General features: G+C 67.2%; 19 protein-coding genes. 7 read left to right on the forward strand and 12 right to left on the reverse strand.

What is annotated here, in order from left to right; translation table 11 throughout:
- A partial coding sequence (locus A5698_RS01125) for a 13E12 repeat family protein (protein WP_156670567.1) occupies positions 1 to 1,169 on the forward strand: 1,169 nt, incomplete at its 5' end.
- Here the strand turns inward: A5698_RS01125 and A5698_RS01130 are convergent.
- Genes A5698_RS01130 through A5698_RS01140 form a run of 3 tightly spaced genes read right to left on the reverse strand, consistent with a single transcriptional unit; the run spans position 1,150 to position 5,152 of the window.
- The gene (locus A5698_RS01130; protein ID WP_068292244.1) at positions 1,150 to 3,048 is read right to left on the reverse strand and encodes an acetoacetate--CoA ligase; all 1,899 of its coding nucleotides are present in this window, start codon (positions 3,046 to 3,048) and stop codon (positions 1,150 to 1,152) included. The two genes, A5698_RS01125 and A5698_RS01130, sit on opposite strands and share 20 nt — an antisense overlap.
- Positions 3,045 to 3,791 (reverse strand): 3-hydroxybutyrate dehydrogenase, encoded by a 747-nt coding sequence (locus A5698_RS01135; protein ID WP_068292247.1) that lies wholly within the window; start codon positions 3,789 to 3,791, stop codon positions 3,045 to 3,047. Before A5698_RS01135 ends, A5698_RS01130 begins: the two co-directional genes overlap by 4 nt.
- Positions 3,788 to 5,152 (reverse strand): MFS transporter, encoded by a 1,365-nt coding sequence (locus tag A5698_RS01140; RefSeq protein WP_068292253.1) that lies wholly within the window; start codon positions 5,150 to 5,152, stop codon positions 3,788 to 3,790. The genes A5698_RS01135 and A5698_RS01140 overlap by 4 nt, the downstream gene beginning before the upstream one ends.
- A gap of 70 nt (positions 5,153 to 5,222) precedes the next feature.
- On the opposite strand from A5698_RS01140, the gene A5698_RS01145 reads away from it, so the two are divergent.
- Complete coding sequence (locus A5698_RS01145; protein ID WP_068292255.1) at positions 5,223 to 6,191, forward strand: LysR family transcriptional regulator; 969 nt, start codon at positions 5,223 to 5,225, stop codon at positions 6,189 to 6,191.
- Positions 6,192 to 6,201: 10 nt separating this feature from the next.
- Complete coding sequence (locus A5698_RS01150; RefSeq protein ID WP_068292258.1) at positions 6,202 to 6,969, forward strand: alpha/beta fold hydrolase; 768 nt, start codon at positions 6,202 to 6,204, stop codon at positions 6,967 to 6,969.
- A 26-nt stretch (positions 6,970 to 6,995) separates the two neighbouring features.
- Here the strand turns inward: A5698_RS01150 and hsaB are convergent, their stop codons facing one another.
- From hsaB to hsaA, 4 genes are read right to left on the reverse strand one after another with little or no spacing between them, the layout of a single operon-like run.
- Complete coding sequence (gene hsaB, locus A5698_RS01155) at positions 6,996 to 7,562, reverse strand: 3-hydroxy-9,10-secoandrosta-1,3,5(10)-triene-9,17-dione monooxygenase reductase subunit (RefSeq protein ID WP_067084466.1); 567 nt, start codon at positions 7,560 to 7,562, stop codon at positions 6,996 to 6,998.
- Between the two features lie 19 nt (positions 7,563 to 7,581).
- Positions 7,582 to 8,481, reverse strand: a complete 900-nt coding sequence (hsaC, locus tag A5698_RS01160) for an iron-dependent extradiol dioxygenase HsaC (RefSeq protein WP_068292261.1) — start codon at positions 8,479 to 8,481, stop codon at positions 7,582 to 7,584.
- Entirely contained in the window at positions 8,478 to 9,392 is a 915-nt protein-coding gene (gene hsaD / locus A5698_RS01165) for a 4,5:9,10-diseco-3-hydroxy-5,9,17-trioxoandrosta-1(10),2-diene-4-oate hydrolase (RefSeq protein ID WP_068292264.1), read from the reverse strand. Before hsaD ends, hsaC begins: the two co-directional genes overlap by 4 nt.
- A 12-nt stretch (positions 9,393 to 9,404) precedes the next feature.
- A complete protein-coding gene (gene hsaA, locus A5698_RS01170; protein WP_067084470.1) occupies positions 9,405 to 10,589 on the reverse strand; it encodes a 3-hydroxy-9,10-secoandrosta-1,3,5(10)-triene-9,17-dione monooxygenase oxygenase subunit in 1,185 nt (394 codons plus the stop codon).
- Between the two features lie 203 nt (positions 10,590 to 10,792).
- Between hsaA and A5698_RS01175 the strand changes: the two genes are divergently transcribed.
- Both A5698_RS01175 and A5698_RS01180 read left to right on the forward strand, forming a co-directional pair.
- Positions 10,793 to 11,851 (forward strand): ferredoxin--NADP reductase, encoded by a 1,059-nt coding sequence (locus A5698_RS01175; RefSeq protein ID WP_067084501.1) that lies wholly within the window; start codon positions 10,793 to 10,795, stop codon positions 11,849 to 11,851.
- A 39-nt stretch (positions 11,852 to 11,890) separates the two neighbouring features.
- On the forward strand, positions 11,891 to 12,436 hold the full coding sequence (locus A5698_RS01180; protein ID WP_197506589.1) for a hypothetical protein: 546 nt from the start codon (positions 11,891 to 11,893) through the stop codon (positions 12,434 to 12,436).
- On the opposite strand, the gene A5698_RS01185 is transcribed toward A5698_RS01180, so the two are convergent.
- Positions 12,433 to 14,577 carry an acyl-CoA dehydrogenase family protein gene (locus A5698_RS01185; RefSeq protein WP_068292267.1) on the reverse strand — a complete coding sequence of 715 codons (2,145 nt, stop codon included), beginning with the start codon at positions 14,575 to 14,577 and terminating at the stop codon, positions 12,433 to 12,435. The genes A5698_RS01180 and A5698_RS01185 overlap by 4 nt on opposite strands.
- Before the next feature lie 273 nt (positions 14,578 to 14,850).
- On the opposite strand from A5698_RS01185, the gene kstR reads away from it, so the two are divergent.
- Positions 14,851 to 15,456: a cholesterol catabolism transcriptional regulator KstR gene (gene kstR / locus A5698_RS01190; RefSeq protein ID WP_197415570.1), complete on the forward strand. Its 606-nt coding sequence runs from the start codon at positions 14,851 to 14,853 to the stop codon at positions 15,454 to 15,456.
- 2 nt (positions 15,457 to 15,458) lie between these two features.
- Positions 15,459 to 16,211, forward strand: coding sequence for a trehalose-phosphatase (gene otsB / locus A5698_RS01195; RefSeq protein ID WP_068292271.1), 753 nt, complete (start codon positions 15,459 to 15,461; stop codon positions 16,209 to 16,211).
- 4 nt (positions 16,212 to 16,215) lie between these two features.
- On the opposite strand, the gene A5698_RS01200 is transcribed toward otsB, so the two are convergent.
- From A5698_RS01200 to A5698_RS01215, 4 genes are read right to left on the reverse strand one after another with little or no spacing between them, the layout of a single operon-like run.
- Positions 16,216 to 17,316, reverse strand: a complete 1,101-nt coding sequence (locus tag A5698_RS01200; protein ID WP_068292274.1) for an Rv3575c family transcriptional regulator — start codon at positions 17,314 to 17,316, stop codon at positions 16,216 to 16,218.
- Between the two features lie 32 nt (positions 17,317 to 17,348).
- Entirely contained in the window at positions 17,349 to 18,215 is an 867-nt protein-coding gene (locus tag A5698_RS01205; protein ID WP_068292276.1) for a metal ABC transporter permease, read from the reverse strand.
- Entirely contained in the window at positions 18,215 to 19,006 is a 792-nt protein-coding gene (locus A5698_RS01210; protein WP_231967253.1) for a metal ABC transporter ATP-binding protein, read from the reverse strand. The genes A5698_RS01205 and A5698_RS01210 overlap by 1 nt, the downstream gene beginning before the upstream one ends.
- A complete protein-coding gene (locus tag A5698_RS01215) occupies positions 18,993 to 19,898 on the reverse strand; it encodes a metal ABC transporter solute-binding protein, Zn/Mn family (RefSeq protein WP_068292282.1) in 906 nt (301 codons plus the stop codon). The genes A5698_RS01210 and A5698_RS01215 overlap by 14 nt, the downstream gene beginning before the upstream one ends.
- Positions 19,899 to 20,065 lie beyond the last annotated feature (167 nt).

Genomic DNA, 20,065 nt, shown 5'->3' on the forward strand with positions numbered 1-20,065 from the left:
GTGGCGCGCCACTCCGAAAGCACTCCGGACTCCAAGGCCGCCAGGGTGTAGGGCATCTCATCGACCAGGGCCGTGGCGAAACCGAGATGACGGCCGCCCTGCACCGGCGCGTCACGACGTGCCAACGCGACCTCGCTTGCCAGGCCACGGCCCTGGTCGATGAGATGCCCTACACCCTGGCGGCCTTGGAGTCCGGAGTGCTTTCGGAGTGGCGCGCCACCCTCATCGTGCGTGAGTCGGCGTGTTTGAGTGTCGAACATCGCCGCCGACTGGACGCCGAGATGTGCCGAGACACCGCGCGGCTCGAAGGGTGGGGTGACAAGCGGATCGCGGCGGAAGCCAAGAAGATCGCGTGTGCACTCGACGTCGAAGCGGTCGTGGACCGCAGCGCGAAGGCCGCCTCGGACCGGTGCGTCACCATCCGTCCGGCGCCCGACACGATGACCTGGGTCACCGCTCTGCTGCCCGTCGCACAAGGGGTGAGCGTCTATGCCGCGTTGAAACGCGCAGCCGACACCACATTCGACGATCGGTCGCGCGGTCAGGTCATGGCGGACACCATGGTGGAGCGCGTGACCGGACGTCCGGCCGAGCGACCCGCGTCCGTGACGCTGAACCTGGTGATGGCAGATACGACGCTGACGGCTGACGACGATTCACCCGCCTGGCTGGACGGCTATGGCCCCGTACCGAGTTCGATCGCGAGATCGCTGACCGCTGATGCTGTCGCCGACGGAGCCGCCAGGGCGATGTTGCGGCGCCTGTATCGGCATCCGCGCAGTGGTCAACTCGTTGCGATGGATTCACAAGCCCGCCTGTTCCCGAAGGGGTTGGCGGCGTTCATCGGTGTCCGCGACCAGACGTGCCGAACCCCCTACTGCAACGCGCCGATTCGCCACCGCGACCACGCGGTGCCGCGGCACCGGGCCGGACCGACGAGCGCGGTGAACGGCCTCGGGGAATGCGAGGCCTGCAACTACGCCAAGGAAGCGTCGGGTTGGTCGGTGACGACCAGTGAACGCGACGGCGTCCACAGCGCCGAATTCACGACGCCCACCGGGGCCACCTACCGATCCACCGCACCCCCGCTACCCGGACCGCCGGTGCGAGCCGTCAGCATGATCGAGGGCCGACTCAGCGTCGACCTGATCACGTTCGACGCTGCGTGACGTACCAGTCCAACAGGTCCGGGTCGTCGACAGCGCTGCGCTCGACCACCTTGGCGGCATCGGCCCCCTGGAACAGCTTTTTGATCGGCACTTCGAGCTTCTTGCCCGTGCGAGTGTGCGGAACGCCTGGCGCGGAGATGATTTCGTCGGGCACATGCCGCGGCGACACCTCCTCGCGAATGGTGTTCTTGATGCGGTCGCGCACCTCGTCGGTCAGTTCGGCATCGCCGGCGAGCACCACGAACAGCGGCATCCAATAGCCACCGTCGGGCTGGTCGACACCGATGATCAGCGCCTCGGCCACCTCGGGCAACCGTTCGACCGCCTGGTAGATGTCGGCGCTGCCCATTCGGATGCCATGCCGGTTCAGGGTCGAGTCCGACCGACCGTGCACGATGACGCTGCCGTGATCGGTGATCGTGATCCAGTCGCCGTGCCGCCACACACCGGGAAACATCTCGAAGTAGGCTGCGCGGTACCGTGATCCGTCCGCGTCGTTCCAGAACCCGACGGGCATGGACGGCATCGGCTTTGTCACCACCAGTTCGCCGACCTCATTGCGGACCGGCTTACCCGATTCGTCCCAGGAGTCCAGGGCACATCCGAGGTAGGGTGCCGACAACTCGCCGGGCCACACCGGAACGGTGCGCACCCCGCCGATGAAGGCCGACACCACGTCGGTGCCGCCGCTGATCGAGGAAACCTGAACGTGCTCACCGACGTTGTCGCGCAACCACAATGACGACGACGGCGGAAGCGACGATCCGGTGATACCGACCGTGCGCAACGCCGACAGGTCGTGCTCCTTGCGGGGCACCGCCCCAGCCTTTGCGCAACCCAGCACATAGCCGGGGCTGGTCCCGAGCACCGTGGCCTTGATACGCGCAGCGATATCCCAGAGCGCATCGGGACGCGGCGCGTTGGGGCTGCCGTCGTAGCAGACGATCGTTGATCCGACCAACAGCCCGGCCACCTGGAAGTTCCACATCATCCAGCTGGGGCTCGTGTACCAGAAGAAGATATCGTCGCGGCCGATATCCGACTGCAGGCCAACCGCTTTGAGGTGTTCGAGTAGGACGCCGCCGTGCCCGTGCATGATGCCCTTGGGCAGTCCCGTGGTGCCCGACGAGAACAGGATCCACAGAGGGTGGGCGAAGTCGACCGGTGTGGTGGTGAGATCCGCGCTGCTCGCGTCCGCGAGGTCGGGCGTCATCACCGTCGCGCGAAGCGTCGGCAACCCTTTCTGCAGTTCGGTGATTTCCGCGCTCTTGTCGTGGAACTTACCTCCGTAGGTATAGCCCTCGGTGGTCACCAGCACGGTCGGTTCGAGCTGGCCGAGGCGATCCAGCGCGGCCTTGGCCGAATAGTCTTGGCCGCACGCACTCCAGGTGGCGCCGATGCTTGCGGTCGCCAGAAAGGCGATGACAGCCTCGGGAATGTTCGGCAGGTAACCGACCACGCGGTCGCCGGCTTTCACCCCGAGATCGCGCAGTGTATGAGCGAACGCCGCGGTACGCCCCAACAACTCCGCCCACGACACCTCGACGACATCACCGCCCTCGCGGAGGTAGAGGATCGCGGGCCGATCCGAGCGTGCATTGCGGATCACCTGGTCGACGTAGTTGAGCTCGACTCCCGGAAACCACTGCGCCCCCGGCATATCCGCGGACGCGAGCACCTTCTCCGGTCGCTCGCCGAGTTCGAAGTAGTCCCACAGCGCGGCCCAGAACCCGTCCAGGTCATCGGTGGACCACTGCCACAGCGATTGGTAATCGGGAAGGTTCTGGCCGGTGCGCTGCCGCACGAACCGCGCGAAATCGGTGACCCTCGCCCCTGCGACGTCGGCCTCCGTCGGTGTCCATTGTGGGGTGGCGGTCATCGGGCGCTCCAACCGCCGTCCATCGTGTACGACGCTCCGGTCACCATCGCCGCGGCCGATGAGGCGAGCCAGGCGACCAGCGAGGCAACTTCTTCGGGTTCGACAAGTCGCTTGATCACGCTCTCCTTCAACAAAATATCCGAAATCACCTTATCCTCGCCGATGCCGTGGGTGCGGGCCTGATCGACGATCTGTTTGGTCACCAGCGGGGTGCGCACGTAGCCGGGATCGACGCAGTTGCTTGTGACGCCGTGCGGCCCGCCTTCCAGTGCAGTCACCTTCGACAAACCCTCGAGTCCGTGTTTCGCGGTGACGTAGCCGCTCTTGAACTCCGAGGCGCGAAGTCCGTGCACCGAGGAGATGTTGATGATGCGGCCGAACTCCTGGTCGTACATGTGCGGCAACGCCGCGCGGATCAGCAGAAACGGCGCCTCGAGCATCAGCGCCAGGATGAAGCGGAATCGCTCGGGCGGAAACTCGGCGATCGGACTGACGTGTTGGACTCCGGCGTTGTTGACCAGGATGTCCGTCTCTAGCTCGAGGTCCTCGAGCGCGGATACGTCGGAAAGGTCCACCGCCCAGGGCTTTCCACCGATCTCAGCCGCTACCCTCTCGGCGCCGTCCTCGTCGAGATCTGCCACCGTGACCGTCGCCCCGCCCTGCGCCAGCGCCCGTGCGCAGGCCGCGCCGATCCCGCTCGCACCCCCCGTCACCAAGGCGGTGCGTCCGTCGAGATCGCTCATACGACCCCGGCCTTGGCGAGTTGCTCACGGTCGGCCGCATCGAGCGTCGCGAGATCGAGGCCCTTGGTCTCCCGGGTGAACAATGCGGCGACCAAGGTGATCAGCGAGGCGCCCGCGAGGTACAGGGCGATCGGAATCGCCGAGCCGAACTTGTCGAGAAGCCAGGTGGCGATCGCGGGTGCCAGCGATCCGGCGATGATCGATGTCACCTGATAGCCAAGGGACACACCGGAATACCGCATGCGGGTGGGGAACATCTCGGCCATGATCGCCGGCTGCGGCGAGTACATCAGCGCGTGGATGACCAGACCGAGGATGATCGCGGCCATGATCAACCCGTAGGAGCCGCTGTTCATCATCGGGAACGCGAAGAAGCCCCACGTCCCCCCGGCGATCGCGCCGACGATGTACACCGGTCGCCGACCGAACCGGTCAGACAGTCGACCGACCTGCGGGATCACGATGAAGTGCACGGCGTGCGCGACCAGCAGCCACCACAGGATGTCGCTGGTGTCGGCCCCGACGTGCGTCTTGAGGTAGACGATCGAGAACGTGACCACCAGGTAGTACATGATGTTCTCGGCGAACCGCAGACCCATCGCGGTGAAAACACCATGGGGATAACGCTTCAGCACCTCGACCACACCGTACGAGACGGCCTTGACCCGCTCGACCTCCTCCTGCGCCGCGACAAAGATCGGGGCGTCGGTGACCTTGGTGCGGATGTAGTAGCCGATCAGCACGACCACAGCCGACAGCCAGAACGCGACCCGCCACCCCCAGGACAGGAACGCGGCCTCGGGCAGCACGCCGGTCAACACCAGCAGCACGACGGTCGCGAGCATGTTGCCGACCGGCACCGCCGCCTGCGGCCAGCTGGCCCAGAACCCCCGTTTGTCGGCGGGGCTGTGCTCGGCGACGAGCAGGACCGCTCCGCCCCATTCGCCGCCCACCGCGAAGCCCTGCATGAACCGAAGTACCACCAGCAGGATCGGCGCCCACACGCCGATCTGCCCGTAGGTCGGCAGGCAGCCCATGAGGAAGGTGACGGCACCCACGAGCAGGATCGCGAATTGCAGCAGCTTCTTGCGGCCGTACTTGTCACCGAAGTGACCGAAGACGACGCCGCCGAGTGGGCGGGCCACGAACCCGACGGCATAGGTCAGCAGCGCCGCGATCAGCCCGCTGGCCTCGCTGGTGCCTTCGGCGAAGAACACCTTGTTGAAAACCAATGTTGCGGCGGTGGCATAGAGGAAGAACTCGTACCACTCGACGACGGTGCCTGCCATCGAGGCGACGACGACGCGTTTGAGGCCGGTGGGGACCGATGCGCCGGCGTTATCGGCATCTGTGACACCCATCGCACACTCCTTCGGGCTGTGACGGCAGACAAGACGCCTGTGAGTATTCACGCAGATACAGCACCGAGCAATGACGAAAGCTGCAGGAGGTATCTGCAAAAATGCAGTTGTGCTGTCTCCAGTGCCTCAGCCGCCCGGTCGTCGGCGACCCAGCGCCGACGACCTCCTCGTGCTGCTGGCCGTCGGCCGTTCCGGCCGGTACAACGCCGCGGCGGAGGAGCTCGGGCTGAACCACACCACCATCTCCCGCCGTATCGCCGCACTCGAGGAGTCGGTGGGGGGTCGGGTGTTGGCTCGCGGTGCCGGCGGATGGGAGCTCACCGACCTCGGCCGCGACGCCTTGGCCGCCGCAGAGGTCATCGAGTCGGCCGTGCGCTCGCTGGCCGTCGACACCGCCGGCGACCGGGCACTCGAGGGCGTTGTCCGGATCTCGGCCACCGACGGCTTCTCCGCCTACATCGCGGCGCCCGCCGCCGCACACGTGCAACGACGGCATCCGAAGGTGGCCGTTGAAATCGTCGCCGCCACCCGCCGGGCCACTCAGCAGAGGTCCGGGCTGGACGTCGAGGTCGTTGTCGGCGAACCCAAGGTGCACCGGGCCAGGGCGATCCGGCTCGGCGACTACTGCCTCGGCCTCTACGGGTCGCGCGACTACCTCGCCGAGCACGGTACGCCGGACACCGTCGCCGACCTGGACCGTTATCCGCTGGTCTACTTCATCGACTCGATGCTGCAGGTCGACGATCTCGATGCGGCGACCAGCTTCGCGCCCGCCATGCGTGAATCCGTCACGTCGACAAACGTTTTCGTCCATGTCGAGGCCACCCGCGCGGCCGCGGGCCTCGGGCTGCTGCCGTGCTTCATGGCCGACCGCCATGGCGATCTCGTCCGAGTTCTGCCCGCCGACGTTTCGGTTCGGCTGACGTACTGGCTGGTCACCCGCGGCGAAACGTTGCGGCGCCCCGAGGTGGCCGCCGTCGTCGAGGCGATCCGAGATCGGATGCGCGACCAGCACGACGTGTTGTTGGGCAAGCGATAACGTCGACAGCATGCCGTTCATCGATCACCCGAAGGGCCGGGCCTACTACCGCCACTGGGCGTCCGAACAACCGCGTGCGACGGTGATCTTCCTGCACGGCTTCGGCGAGCACACCGGCCTGTACCACCGCTACGGTTTCGCGCTCAACGCCGCGGGCATCGACCTGTGGGCGGTCGACCAATTCGGCCACGGCCTCAGCCCGGGCACCCGCGGGGACTTCGGATCGATCGAGGACAGCTCCGAGCTGGCCGACGCCGTGGTCTCGCTCGCCGAAAGCGCGACGCCCGGACTGCCGGTGATCGCGCAGGGGCATTCGTTCGGTTCGATCGTGACGCTGTTCCGGCTGCTCGACCAACACGAGCGCTATGCGGGTGGGGTCATCTCCGGCGCCCCGTTGGTGCCGATCCCGGCGATGCTCGACAACGACACCTCACTCGATCTCGACCCTGGTTGGCTGTCGGGCGATCCGTTCTATCTCGACCAGTTGGAGAACGATCCGTTGGCGTTCATCGACGCCGATGGCGCTGCGCTGACACGCGAACTCGACCGGGCCTGGGACCGGTTCGGCGCAGCGCTGCCGAAGCTGACGGTGCCGACCCTGGCTGTGCACGGTTCGGTCGACCCCATCGCCCCGGCCGGTGCTGTGCGGGCGTACGCCGAGCAGATCGACGCGCTGCGTTTCGCCGAGTTCGAGGGCGCTCGTCACGACATCCTCAACGAGACCGTGCACCAAGAGGTCGCGGCCGCGATCGTGAAGTTCATCGACGAGCTGTCATAACAGGCCGCCGGCACAACGAAAAGGGCTTAGAGCCAGGTGTCGTCGGTGGTCGCGGTGAGGAACGCCTCGAGGTCGTCACGCCAGTGCGCGGGCGTGTTCTTGTCCGGCTCGATGCCCGTGTACTGCCCGCGATAGAACAACAGCGGTCGCGGCTTCTTGTGCGGCACGTCCGACAGCGAATGCACCGCCCCGAACACGACGTAGTGGTCGCCTCCGTCGTGCACCGAGTGCACCGAACAGTCGATGTGGGCGAGCGTGCCTTCGATCACCGGCGAGCCGAGTTTCGATTGATACCACTCGATTCCGGCGAACTTGTCGGGTTCCTTCGATCCGAACCGCGCCGAGACATCCTTCTGTTTCTCGTGCAGCACGTTCACACAGAAGTGCCCGCTGGCCTCGATCGCCTGCCACGAGCGTGACACCTTCGTCGGGCAGAACAACACCAGCGGCGGATCCAGCGACAGCGCGGCGAACGATTGGCATGCGAATCCGATGGGCGCGTCGTCGTGCATCGTCGTGATCACCGTGATGCCGGTGCAGAACTGTCCGAGCACACTGCGGAAGGTGCGCGGATCGATCGGTTCGGCCGCCATTATCGAGTGATCTTCACCGTCACTTGAAGCCGACGCTGAAGTCGTGGCCCCACAGGCTGACAGCGGTGCTCTCCCGCGCGACCCAATCGTCGTTGTCGACCTGCAGGCCCTCGCAACCGAATTCGACGTCGAAGCCGCCGGGTGTCTTCATGTAGAACGACAGCATTTTGTCGTTGACGTGGCGGCCCAGCGTCGCCGACATCGGCACCTTGCGGCGCAGCGCGCGGTCCAGGCACAGCCCGACGTCGTCGGAGTTCTCCACCTCGACCATCAGGTGCACGATGCCGCTGGGCGTCTCGCCCGGCATGAAGGCGAGGCTGTGGTGGCGGGGGTTGACCCCGAAGAAGCGCAGCCATGCGGGAGCGCCGTCGGCAGGCCTGCCGACGAGTTGCGGTGGCAGACGCATCGAATCGCGCAGATAGAACCCGAGCACGTCACGGTAGAAGTGCAGCGATTCAGCGTCGTCGCGGGTGGTCAGCACCACGTGCCCGAGGCCCTGCTGCTCGGTGACGAACTTGTGGCCGTACGGGCTGACCACGCGACGGTGTTCGAGCGCGACGCCGTGGAACACCTCGAGCGTGTTGCCCGAGGGATCGTCGAAGCGGATCATCTCGTCAACGCGGCGGTCGGCGAGCTCGGCGGCCGAGGCCTCCTTGTACGGAACCCCTTCGATGTCGAGCCGGTTCCGGATGTCTTGCAGCTCCGCGGCATTGGCGGTCTCCCAGCCGGACTGCAGCAGCCGGTCGTGCTCGCCGGGCAGGATCACCAGGCGGGCGGGGAACTCGTCCATTCGCAGGTAGAGCGCGCCCTCCGTCTGGCCGGAGCCCTCGACCATCCCGAGAACCTTGAGGCCGTATTCGCGCCACGCCGATACGTCCGTGGCCTCGATCCGAAGGTAGCCAAGCGATTTGATGGTCATCGCGCACCTTTCCGAGGAAGGTTTGACAAGAAGTCAACAGTGAGCTTGTTGAACTCGTCGAACTTCTCCAGCTGAGCCCAGTGCCCGCACTGTCCGAAGACGTGCAGCTGCACCCGCGGGATCTGCTTGAGCGCCACCAGCGCGCCGTCGAGTGGGTTCACGCGGTCCTCGCGACCCCAGATCAGCAGCACCGGCTGACGCAGCTTGTACACCTCGCGCCACATCATGCCGAGCTCGAAGTCCGCACCCGCGAACGACTTTCCCATCGCCTTGGCCGCCGCCAGCGACTCGGGCTGGCTGGCGATCGCGAAGCGCTCGTCGATCAGCTCCGGCGTGATCAGGTTCTGGTCGAAGACCATGATGCGCAGGAACTTCTCCAGGTTCTCGCGCGTCGGCTCCCCGGTGAACTTGCTCAGCAGCTTGACGCCCTCGGTGGGGTCGGGTGCGAACAGGTTCACCGACAGCCCGCCGGGCCCCATCAGCACCAGCCGGCCCGCCCGCTTGGGGTTGTCGAGCGCGAACCGCACCGCGGTCCCGCCGCCGAGTGAGTTACCCACGAGCGCGGCGCGTTCGATGCCGAGGTGGTCGAACAGTGCGAGCAGCGCCGTCGCGCTGTAGCGGTTGTACTGCTCGTGTTCGGTGTGCTTGTCGGAGTGCCCGTACCCGGGCTGGTCCACGGCGATGACGTGGAAGTGGCGGGCGAGCACCGCGATGTTCTTCGAGAAGTTCGACCAACTCGATGCGCCCGGACCACCGCCGTGCAACAGCACCACCGTCTCGGAGTGGCCGATTCCGGCTTCGTGGTAGTGCAGCCGCATGTCTCGTTCACCAGCGCGCACCTGCGCGTACCGAGACGTCGATTCGAAGGTGACCTCGACCTGCTGCTCGGTCTCCTGGATGTATGAGGTCATCAGGCCTTCCCGTTAAACCATCGTGTCTTGAGGCGGCAGTCCGAACTCGTTGTTGCCGAAGATCAGGTAGGCCCGTTCGGGATCGTTGGCCGCGTGCACACGCCCGGCGTGGGCGTCGCGCCAGAACCGTTGCACCGGTGCGTCATTGCTCAGCGCGGTAGCACCGGACGCCTCGAACAGGCGGTCGATCGATGCGATCGCGCGGCCGGTCGCGCGCACCTGGTCGCGGCGGGCGCGGGCGCGCAGTTCGAATGGGATGTCCTGGCCCGCCTTCAGCAGGGCGTACTCGTCGCCGACGTTGCCGATCAGCTGGCGCCACGCCGCGTCGATGTCGCTGGCGGCCTCGGCGATCCGGATCTTGGCGAACGGATCGTCCTTGGCTTTCTCCCCCGCGAATGCCGCCCGCACGCGCTTGCCCTGGTGCTCGACGTGGGCATCGTAGGCGCCGTACGCCATACCGACGATCGGAGCGGAGATGGTGGTGGGATGCACTGTGCCCCAGGGCATCTTGTAGACCGGGGCGGTGTTGGTCTGCAATCCGCCCGCCGTGCGGTCGTTCATCGCCTTGTAGGACAGGAAGCGGTGCCGCGGCACGAACACGTCCTTGACCTTGAGCGTGTTGCTACCGGTGCCCTTGAGGCCGACCACGTGCCACACGTCGTCGATCTCGTACTCGGACCGCGGGATCAGGAAGCTGCCGAAGTCGACCGGCTTGCCGTCCTTGATCACCGGACCACCGACGAAAGTCCAAGTGGCGTGGTCGCATCCGGACGACCAGTTCCACGAGCCGTTGACGATGTAGCCGCCGTCGACGACGGTGCCCGCACCCATCGGCGCGTACGACGAGGAGATCCGCACGGCCGGGTCGTCGCCCCACACCTCTTCCTGCGCCTTCTGGTCGAACAGCGCGAGGTGCCAGTTGTGCACGCCGATGATCGAGCTCACCCAGCCGGTCGAGCCACAGGCACTGGCCAGCCGGCGCACCGCCTCGTAGAAGAGCGTCGGATCGCACTGCAGGCCGCCCCACTGCTCGGGCTGGAGGAGCTTGAAGAAGCCGACCTCGTTGAGTTCGTTCACCGTGTCGTCGGGTAGGCGACGCAGATCCTCGGTGGCCTGCGCACGTTTGGCGATCAGCGGCCGTAGGTCGTCGATCCCGGCTAGGACCGACTGCACGTCACGCTGTTCAATGGACGTCACTGATGTGCCTCCCGATAGGACGGACTGCGATGAGCACTCGCGCGAAGCGCGAATCGCTTAGCCGTCAGATTAGAACACGTTACGATTCGTGTCGAGTAGGGCATACCTGTAGGACCTGGACCTGCACACATGCATTTCTGTAACCTGTTCTAGTTATTGCCCGGGTCGGCAGAAGTGCCGGGACGTGAGAGGTGGACGCGAAAGTGACCGACGAGCCGCTCGGCAGCCATGTGCTCGAGCTGGAACTTGCCGATGTCATCACCGAGACCGATGACGCGCGCTCGCTGGTGTTCAGCGTGCCCTCCGGCGCCGATATCCCCGCCGAACGGTTGCGCTACGCACCCGGGCAGTTCCTGACGCTGCGGGTCCCCAGCGACCGGACGGGTTCGGTGGCGCGCTGCTACTCGCTGTGCAGTTCCCCGTTCACCGACGATCGGCTGACCGTAACCGTCAAGCGGACCGCCGACGGGTACGCGTCGAACTGGTTGTGCGACCACGCGCACGCCGGCATGAAGATTCACGTGCTCGCACCCTCGGGCACCTTCGTGCCCAAGACGCTCGACACCGATTTCCTGCTGCTGGCCGCCGGTTCCGGCATCACACCGATGATGTCGATCTGCAAGTCGGCACTCGCCGAGGGCAGCGGCAAGGTGGTGCTCGTCTACGCCAACCGCGACGAGAAATCGGTGATCTTCGGCTCGGCGCTGCGCGAACTGAGCGAGAAGTACCCCGAACGGCTGGTCGTCGTGCACTGGCTGGAGACCGTGCAGGGTCTTCCGAGCGCTTCGGCGCTGGCCGCGCTGGCCGCCCCGTACACGGCGCACGATGCCTACATCTGTGGCCCCGGCCCGTTCATGGCCGCCGCGGAGGAGGCCGTCAAGGGTGCGGGGTTCCCGGCTGAGCGCGTGCACATCGAGGTGTTCAAATCGCTGGACTCCGACCCGTTCGCGGCAGTGGTCATCGAGGAGGACGACAGCGAGGAAGGGCCGGCCACCGCCATCGTCACGCTCGACGGCGAGACCCACGAGGTGCGGTGGCCCCGCAACGCCAAACTGCTCGACGTGCTACTGGACAAGGGCCTGGACGCACCGTTCTCCTGCCGGGAGGGTCACTGCGGCGCGTGCGCGGTGCTGAAGAAGAGCGGCGAGGTCGAGATGGACGTCAACGACGTCCTCGAACAGTCCGACCTCGACGAGGGCCTGATCCTGGGCTGCCAGGCCCTGCCCCGTTCGGATTCGGTCGAAGTCACCTACGACGAATAGCGCGCGGGCTAGCATTCGCCGCACGTGGAAGGGAGCAATGTGACGAACCGGTTGACCGGCGTCGCTGCGGCGATCTCGGCGGTGCTGCTGGCGCTGACGCTCATGGCACCCACACCGGCGGTCGCGGCCGTCGACACCGCGGACTCGTCGATTCCGGTCGACCCCGCCACCAACCTCGAGATGCACGTGAGCGCGAACTGCATCGCGGCCCAGGCCATGTGCTTGTTCGACGCCAACGCCAATCTGCGCCGTGGCCCAGACATTCTGGGCTTCCCCGGCGACCTGTGGGCGCGCCAGACCACCACGCTGCGCACCATGGACCGCGGCGTGTACATCAACTTCACCTTCGATGCGCCGAACACCCGGTCGTTCAAATCGCTGACCGACGTGGAGTTCACGACGATTTACTTCGGTGGCGGACCGCCCGAGAAGTTCCGGTTCCACGGCAACGCCTGGCCCGTCGATCAACGCACGGGCGGGCCACGGACCGACGTGCCACTGATCGTGTGCTCGCACATCCAGGTGGTCTACAGCGGGGTCAACATCACCTCGCCGGACGCCTGCGCGCAGGCCGCATTCAGCTAGCGAGGCAGACCGAGAAGCCTCTCGCCGGCAAGGGTGAGCAGGATCTGCTCAGTGCCGCCCGCGATCGTCAGGCAGCGGGTATTGAGGAAGTCGAACACCGTCGAGTTCTCGACCACTCCGCCGCCTTCGGAGAGCTCCATCCGCAACTCGGCGAGGGCCTGCCGGTAGCGCACTCCGATCAGCTTGCGAGCGCTGGCCTGCGGGCCCGGATCCTGGCCTCCCACAGCCAGTTCGGCGATCTTCTGATCCAGCAGCGAGCCGACCTGCGCCGCCACGATCAATGAACCGAGCCGATCCTGACCGGCCACGTCGAAGTCCAGCGTGGCGATCTGCTTGAGCAACTCCTCCATCGGGTTGCCTAGGGCCGTGCCGTGCGCCATCGCGACGCGCTCGTTGGCCAGCGTGGTGCGGGCCAACCGCCATCCGTCGTTGACCTCACCGACGACCATCTCGTCGGGCACGAAGACCTCGTCGAAGAAGACCTCGTTGAAAAGGTTGTCGCCGGTGATCTCGCGCAGCGGACGAATATCGATTCCCGGCGAGGACATGTCGACCAGGAAGTACGTGATTCCCTTGTGCTTCGGTGCATCCGGATCGGTGCGCGCCAGGCACACGCCCCACGCCGCCTTGTGCGCCGCCGAGGTCCACACCTTCTGGCCCGTCAACTTCCAGCCCGAGCCCTTTGCGCCGCTCGCGGACGCGCCGCCGACACGAACGGCCTTCGTGCGCAGCGCCGCCAGATCCGAACCGGCACCCGGCTCCGAGAACAGCTGACACCACAGCAGTTCACCCCGAAGCGTGGCGGGCACGAACTTCTCGATCTGCTCCTGGGTGCCGTGCTCGAGAATCGTTGGGGCGGCCCACCATCCGATCACCAGGTCAGGCCGTGCAACGCCGGCCGCCGCCAGCTCCTGGTCGATGAGCAGCTGCTCGGCGGGTCCCGCCCCGCGGCCGTACGGCTTGGGCCAGTGCGGCGCCTGCAGGCCTGCGTCGGCCAGCGCGGCCTGTTGCTTCTCGACCGGCAGCGCGGCGATTTCCGCGACGGCCGAAGCGATTTCGGGGCGCAGATCGGCGACCGACTCGAGGTCGATCTGCAGGTCGCGGCGCACACCCTGTTGCGTCAGCGCGGCGATCCTGCGCAGCCAGCGTTGCGCTCCGCCGAGGAAGTGCGCGATGCCGTAGGCGCGGCGCAGGTACAGATGCGCGTCGTGTTCCCAGGTGATCCCGATGCCGCCCAGCACCTGGATGCAGTCCTTGGCGTTTGCCTTCGCGGCGTCGATCCCGACGGCGGCGGCCACCGCGGCGGCGATCGACAATTGGTTCTCGTCGCCCTCGGCAACGGCCCGTGCCGCATCGGTCGCGGCCACCGAGGCCTGTTCGGACCGCAGCAGCATCTCGGCACACATGTGCTTGATGGCCTGGAAGCTGCCGATCGGCTTGCCGAACTGCTCGCGCACCTTGGCGTATTCGGTCGCGGTCTGCAACGCCCAGCGCGCCACCCCGGCGGCCTCGGCGGCCATGACGGTCGCGGCGACGTCGATCACCCGCTGTGCGGGCACACCGACCGCCTCGGCGGGTACGTTCTCGAGCACCACGCGCGCCAGCGGCCGCGAGAAGTCGGTGGCCTTGAGCGGTTCGACGGAGACACCGCCCGCGCCGGCATCGACGACGACGAACCCCTCGTCCGCCGGCAGCAGCAGCACCCCCGCCGCGTCGGCACCGAGCACGTACTCGGCGGTGCCCGAGGCGCGGCCGTCGGCGAACCGGACGTCGGCCGTCAGCGCCACCCCGGCGACGCGCTCCCCCGAGGCCAGGGCCTGCAGAATCTCGGACGACTCGAGCACCAGCGTGGCCAGCGCGGTCGTGGCGACCGGACCCGGCACCAGTGCCGCGGCCGCCTCGTCGACCATCGCGCACAGGTCGCCGACCGTGCCGTCCGCGCCGCCGTGCTCCTCGGGCAACGCCACCCCGAAAATCCCGAGTTCGGCAAGCCCGCTGTAGGGGCGACGCCAGGCGTCGCTCTGCCCCTGCTCGACGTCGCGGGCCGCGGCGATGACGCCGGAAGCGCTTGCCCAGTCACGGACCAGCTCCCGTACGGCTGACTGGTCGTCGGCGATGGTCCCGGGGGATGCGAGTGACACCGTCCACTCCTAGCTATTGGGTGAGAAGGCGGTGCTCCTCACTAGAACGTGTTCTAATAGTGCCAGCGACCGACCGTCAAGTCGACCGCCATTACAGCAGCACACGTCGGTGCCAACGCGGGCGTCGAGGTGAGAAATAGTGCATCGGCATGCGTATCGTTTCCAGCGAGAACGCGCCACGAAGGAGAAGCCCGCCGCATGTCCGGCCCGTCTCAGTCAGCAGCTGCCAACCCGGGCTCTGGGTCGGAGTCCCGACCGCGTCAGGTGATGAACGTGGCGGTCCTGTCCGAATCTGAGCTCGGATCGGAGGCCCAGCGCGAGCGCCGCAAGCGCATCCTGGACGCCACCCTGGCCATCGCCTCCAAGGGCGGCTACGAAGCGGTCCAGATGCGCGCCGTCGCCGAACGGGCCGACGTCGCGGTCGGCACTCTCTACCGGTACTTCCCGTCCAAGGTTCACCTGCTGGTTTCCGCACTGGGACGCGAGTTCGAACGCATCGACGCCAAGACTGACCGGGCGTCGCTGTCAGGTGGCACGCCCTATCAGCGGCTGAACATCATGGTGGGCAAGCTCAACCGGGCGATGCAGCGCAATCCACTGCTGACCGAGGCCATGACGCGCGCGTTCGTATTCGCCGACGCGTCGGCGGCCGGCGAGGTCGATCACGTCGGCAAGCTGATGGACTCGATGTTCGCCCGCGCCATGAGTGACGGTGAGCCGACCGAGGACCAGTACCACATCGCGCGCGTCATCTCCGACGTGTGGTTGTCGAACCTGCTGGCGTGGCTGACCCGGCGCGCTTCGGCGACCGACGTCAGCAAGCGGCTGGACCTCGCGGTGCGGCTGCTCATCGGCGATGGAGAGCACCCTAAGATCTAGGCGTGCTTCCTGCGGATCTGCAGCGCGCGCTCACCGCGGCCGCCGCGACGCCACGGCTGCTGATCACCTCTGATTTCGATGGCACGCTGGCGCCGATCGTCAGCAACCCGGCCGACGCGCGGCCACTCGTCGAGGCTGCCGATGCACTGGTCGCGCTCGCCGATCTCCCGGACACCGCCACCGCACTGATCTCCGGGCGTGCGCTCGACGTGCTTCGCAAGTTGTCGGGAATGCCGGTGTCGGTGCACCTGGTCGGCAGCCACGGCGCCGAGTTCGACTCCGGCTTCGCCCATGAGGTCGACGACGCTCTGCTGCAACGAATCACCGCCGAACTCGACGAGATCGCGAACGGCAAGCCGGGTGTGACCGTCGAGACCAAACCGGCCAGTGTCGCCCTGCACGTGCGCAACGCCTCAGCCGGTGACGGCGAGGCCGCGCTCACCGAGGCGCGCGACGCGTCGACGAATTGGGACGCGCAGCTCACCGAGGGCAAGGCAGTGTTGGAGTTCGCGGTGATCCAGACGGACAAGGGTGAGGCGATCGACATCCTGCGATCACAGGAAAACGCCACGGCCGTGGTGTTTTTCGGCGATGACGTCACCGATGAGAAGGCCTTCCGGCGGCTCAGCGGCGACGACGTCGGCGTGAAGGTCGGCCCCGGAGAGACACTGGCGACCTACCGGGTCGAAACACCGGAAGACGTTGCGACGGCGTTGAAGTACCTCTTCGACGCGCGTTGCAACCCCGGCGGCTGACGATCTAGGCGGGCGGACCCGCCGTGCGGCCCCGGACCACCTCGGTTTCGAGTACTTCTACCACCGGCAGACCCGATCGCGGCGGATGGTGCAGCAGCCGTCCCGCCCGCCGTCCCTTCTCGATGCTCGGTTGAATGACGGTGGCCAGGCCGCGCCGCAACGCCTCGGGCACTCCGTCGAAGCCGGTGACCGTCATCTGCCCGGGCACGTAAATGCCGTGTGCCCGTAAGTAATCCATCGCCGAGAGCGCCAGCACGTCCGCCGTGCACATCAACGCGGTCAGCCGGGGGTTGGCGGCCAAGGCGACCTCGGCGGCCTCCCCGCCCGAGGTGGGCAGGTGCTCGTAGCTCTCCACCACGGTCAGCGATTCCGGGTCGAGCCCGGCCGCGCTCATCGCATCGCGCACCCCTGCGATGCGTTCGCGTTGTACGTGAAAGTGCGGGGTCTGCAGCCGTTCGGGATCGGCGACCGTCGGCCCGGGCCCACCCTCCGGCCGCTCGCGCCCCAGCCTCATCGTCAGCACGCCGATCTCCCGATGGCCCAGTTGCACAACGTGTTCGGCGAGCCGGCGCATGGCACCGCGGTCGTCGATGCACACCCGCGAGGCACCCGGCACGTCCTTGGGCTGGTCGACCACCACCATCGGGAGGTGCCGCTGCTGGACGATCGCCAGATACGGATCGTCGTCGGAGGCCGAGTAGACCGCGAAACCGTCGACCCCGGCGGCGAGGATCGCCCCGGTGCCGTCGCTGACGCTGCGCTTGGGTCCGATCGCCACGAGCAGCAGCCCCTGCCCGGCCTCTTCACACGATTCGGCCAGGCCCGCGACGAAGTCCAGCGCGGCCGGATCGCTGAACGAGTAGTTGAGCGGTTCGGTGATCATCAGCCCGACCGCGCCGGCCCTGCGGGTCCGCAATGAGCGCGCCACCGGGTCCGGCCCGGGGTAGCCCAGCCGCTTGGCGGTGGCGAGAACCTGCTCGCGAAGTTCCGCCGACAACTGGTCCGGCCGGTTGTAGGCATTGGAGATCGTGGTGCGCGAGACCTTCAGCTCGGCGGCAAGAGAAGCCAGCGTGGCACGCCGTCGCGGCGTGGGACTCCTCGGCATGCTCCGTGAGGGTAGCCGACCGCGCCTGAAGCCTAGGTGACCAGCACCCGATCGGCGGTTTGTCTCAGGCCTCGCTGCCCGGCCCACACCACGGCCCAGACGCTGCACGCGACCGTGACGATGACGAAGCTGGGCGGCGCGTTGAACATCGCCGACAGCCCGAGACCCGCCCACACCGCGGCCAGGCTGAACCCGGTGGACAAGGCGATCGCGCTACCCGGTCGCGGGGTCAGCATGATCGCCGCGGCCGCCGGGGTGACCACCAGCGCGAACAGCAGCAGCGTTCCGACCGCCTGCACCGCCATCGTCACCGCCAGCCCGAGCAGCGCCATGAACGCCACCGACAAGGCGCGCACCGGCACTCCCTTCGCGTCGGCCACCTGCGCGTTGACCGAGGTGAACAGCAGCGGCCGATAGATCACCGCGATGCAGACCGCCAGCACCGCGAGCAGCACCGCGAACATCGTGATCTGCTGGCGGGAGATCGCGAGGAGGTTGCCGAACAGCACGTTGGTCATCGTGCTCGAACTCTTGGTCGCCATCGAGTTGAAGAACAGCCCGAGACCGGTCGCCATCGCCAGGACGGTTCCCGTGGCCACTTCGCGGTCGGCCGCCCGGCGGCCCAGCGCACCGATCACCAGGGCCCCGCCGATGCAGAACACCCCCAGCCCGACCCCCACGGGGACGCCGACCAGCACGGCGCCGGTCGCCCCCGGCAGCCCGATGTGGGCGAGCGCGTGGGCGGCGAATGCCGTGTTGCGCACGACGACGAAGTAGCCGATGAGCCCCGCTGCGAGCGCGACGATCGTGCCCCCGATCAAGGCGTTGCGCATGAACGCCGACGTCATGATCTGAAACCAGTTCTCCTGGTAGCCGAGCGCGACGATCGTCGTGTTCATCACGTCCTCCGCATGTACAGCTCGCCCTGCGGTGTGTGCACGACTTCCACCCGGGCGCCGTAGAGGTGGCTCAGCAGTTCCTCGTCGACGACGCCGTCGAAGGCGTCGAAGTGCGCGTGCCCGTCGAGCAGATAGATGGCGCTGGTCAGCACGCCGAGCAGCGGGTTGAGGTCGTGCGCGACGACGAGGATCGTCACCCCGAACTCCGTGCTGATCCGGTCGAGCACGGCGACGATCTCGCGCTGGCTGCGCAGGTCGAGCGCGGCCAGTGGCTCGTCGAGGATCAGCATGCGGGGTTTTGAGACCAGCGCCTCGGCCAGCGCGACTCGCTGGCGCTGACCACCGGAAAGCTGTGACAGCCGCTTGTCCGCCACCGCCGTCGCGTCGACGGCGGCGAGCACTCGGTCCACGCGCTCGTTGTCCTCGCGGCTCGGCCAGCGAAAGCCCCACCGGTGTCCGATGAGTCCGAGCATCACCGCGTCGCGCGCGCGAATCGCCTCACCGGTGGCCGACGCGTAGTTCTGCGGTACGTAACCGATCGACTTGTTCAGCGCACCGGCCGGCTCGCCGAAGACGCGGACATGTCCGGATGCCGGCGCAACGAGCCCGAGCACGATCTGCAGCAGCGTCGTCTTGCCCGCGCCGTTGGATCCGATGACCGCGACGATGCCGCCGGCGGGCACTTCGAACGTGGCCTCCGACCAGATCAACCGGCCGCCGCGGGCCGCGCTGACGTCTTCGAAGGTCAGCGCCGCCTGTTCGGCGCCCGGTGGCACGTCAGGTTCCGACACCGAGCGCCTCGCCGAGCGCGACCAACTGGTTCACCTGCCAACTCTCGAACGAATCGGCATCCGGCGGCAGGGTTTCGGTGATCTCGACCACCGGGACTCCCGATTGATCGGCTGCCGCCCGAAGCTGTTGTGGCACGGCGCCTTCCGTTTGCACGTTGTAGATCAGGACGTCCACGCCACGGTCGGCCAGCAGTCGAAGGAACGTGTCGAGGTCGGCGGGGGAGGGTTCGGAATCGTTGGACGACGCGATCTGATAGCCGCGCGGGGTGCGGTCGGCCAGACCGAGCGCCGCGCCCATGTCGTCGAACGAGGTCTCGGTCGCCGCGTAGCTCTTGCCGGACGCTTTGGCCTTCAGGGAATTGATGAGGTCATGGTACGGCTCGAGATTTCTCGCGAGCACGTCGCGACGGTCGTCGAAGTACCCCGCTGCCTCCGGCGCCAGTTCACGCAGTCGCGCCGTGACCGCGTCGGCGAGCGCGGTCACCGCCGCCGGGTCGTACCAGGCGTGCGGGTTCGCATCGCCTCCGGGTTCGGCGCCGAGCGCCGTCACGGCCGGCGCATCCGGCGCCGTGCTGGCGGCGAGCTTGGCCGCCCACTCGTCGTAGTGCCCGCCGTTGAGGACCACCAGTTGGACACCCTCGAACTTGGCGGCATCCGAGGGTGCGGGCTCGAAATCGTGGGGGTCGACCGACGAGCCGGCCAGCACGGTGTCGACGTCCGCGCAGGCCCCGCCCAGCTGGGAGACGATGCCGCCCCACTGGTCCACGCTGACGACGACGTCGACCGGCCGCACGGGGCATGGATCGCCGCTGGTCTCCTGGGACCGGTCGTCATCGCCGGCGCATGCCGCGAGGCCGAACGGCGCCACAAGCACCAGACCGGCGACGATCATGCGGGCGATCCGGGGTGGCTTCACAGCGATAACGATAACCGTTTCCATTAGAGTGCGCTGACTCGACCGCGCCGCCACCGCGATCGGACGACCCCGGACGCCTAAGCTGGCCGCGTGAACCAGCACGCGTTCGACATCGAGGAACGCCGCGCGGTCTACCGGGTGAT

The organism is Mycobacterium sp. E136, from assembly GCF_001666865.1.
Taxonomy (GTDB): Bacteria; Actinomycetota; Actinomycetes; order Mycobacteriales; family Mycobacteriaceae; genus Mycobacterium.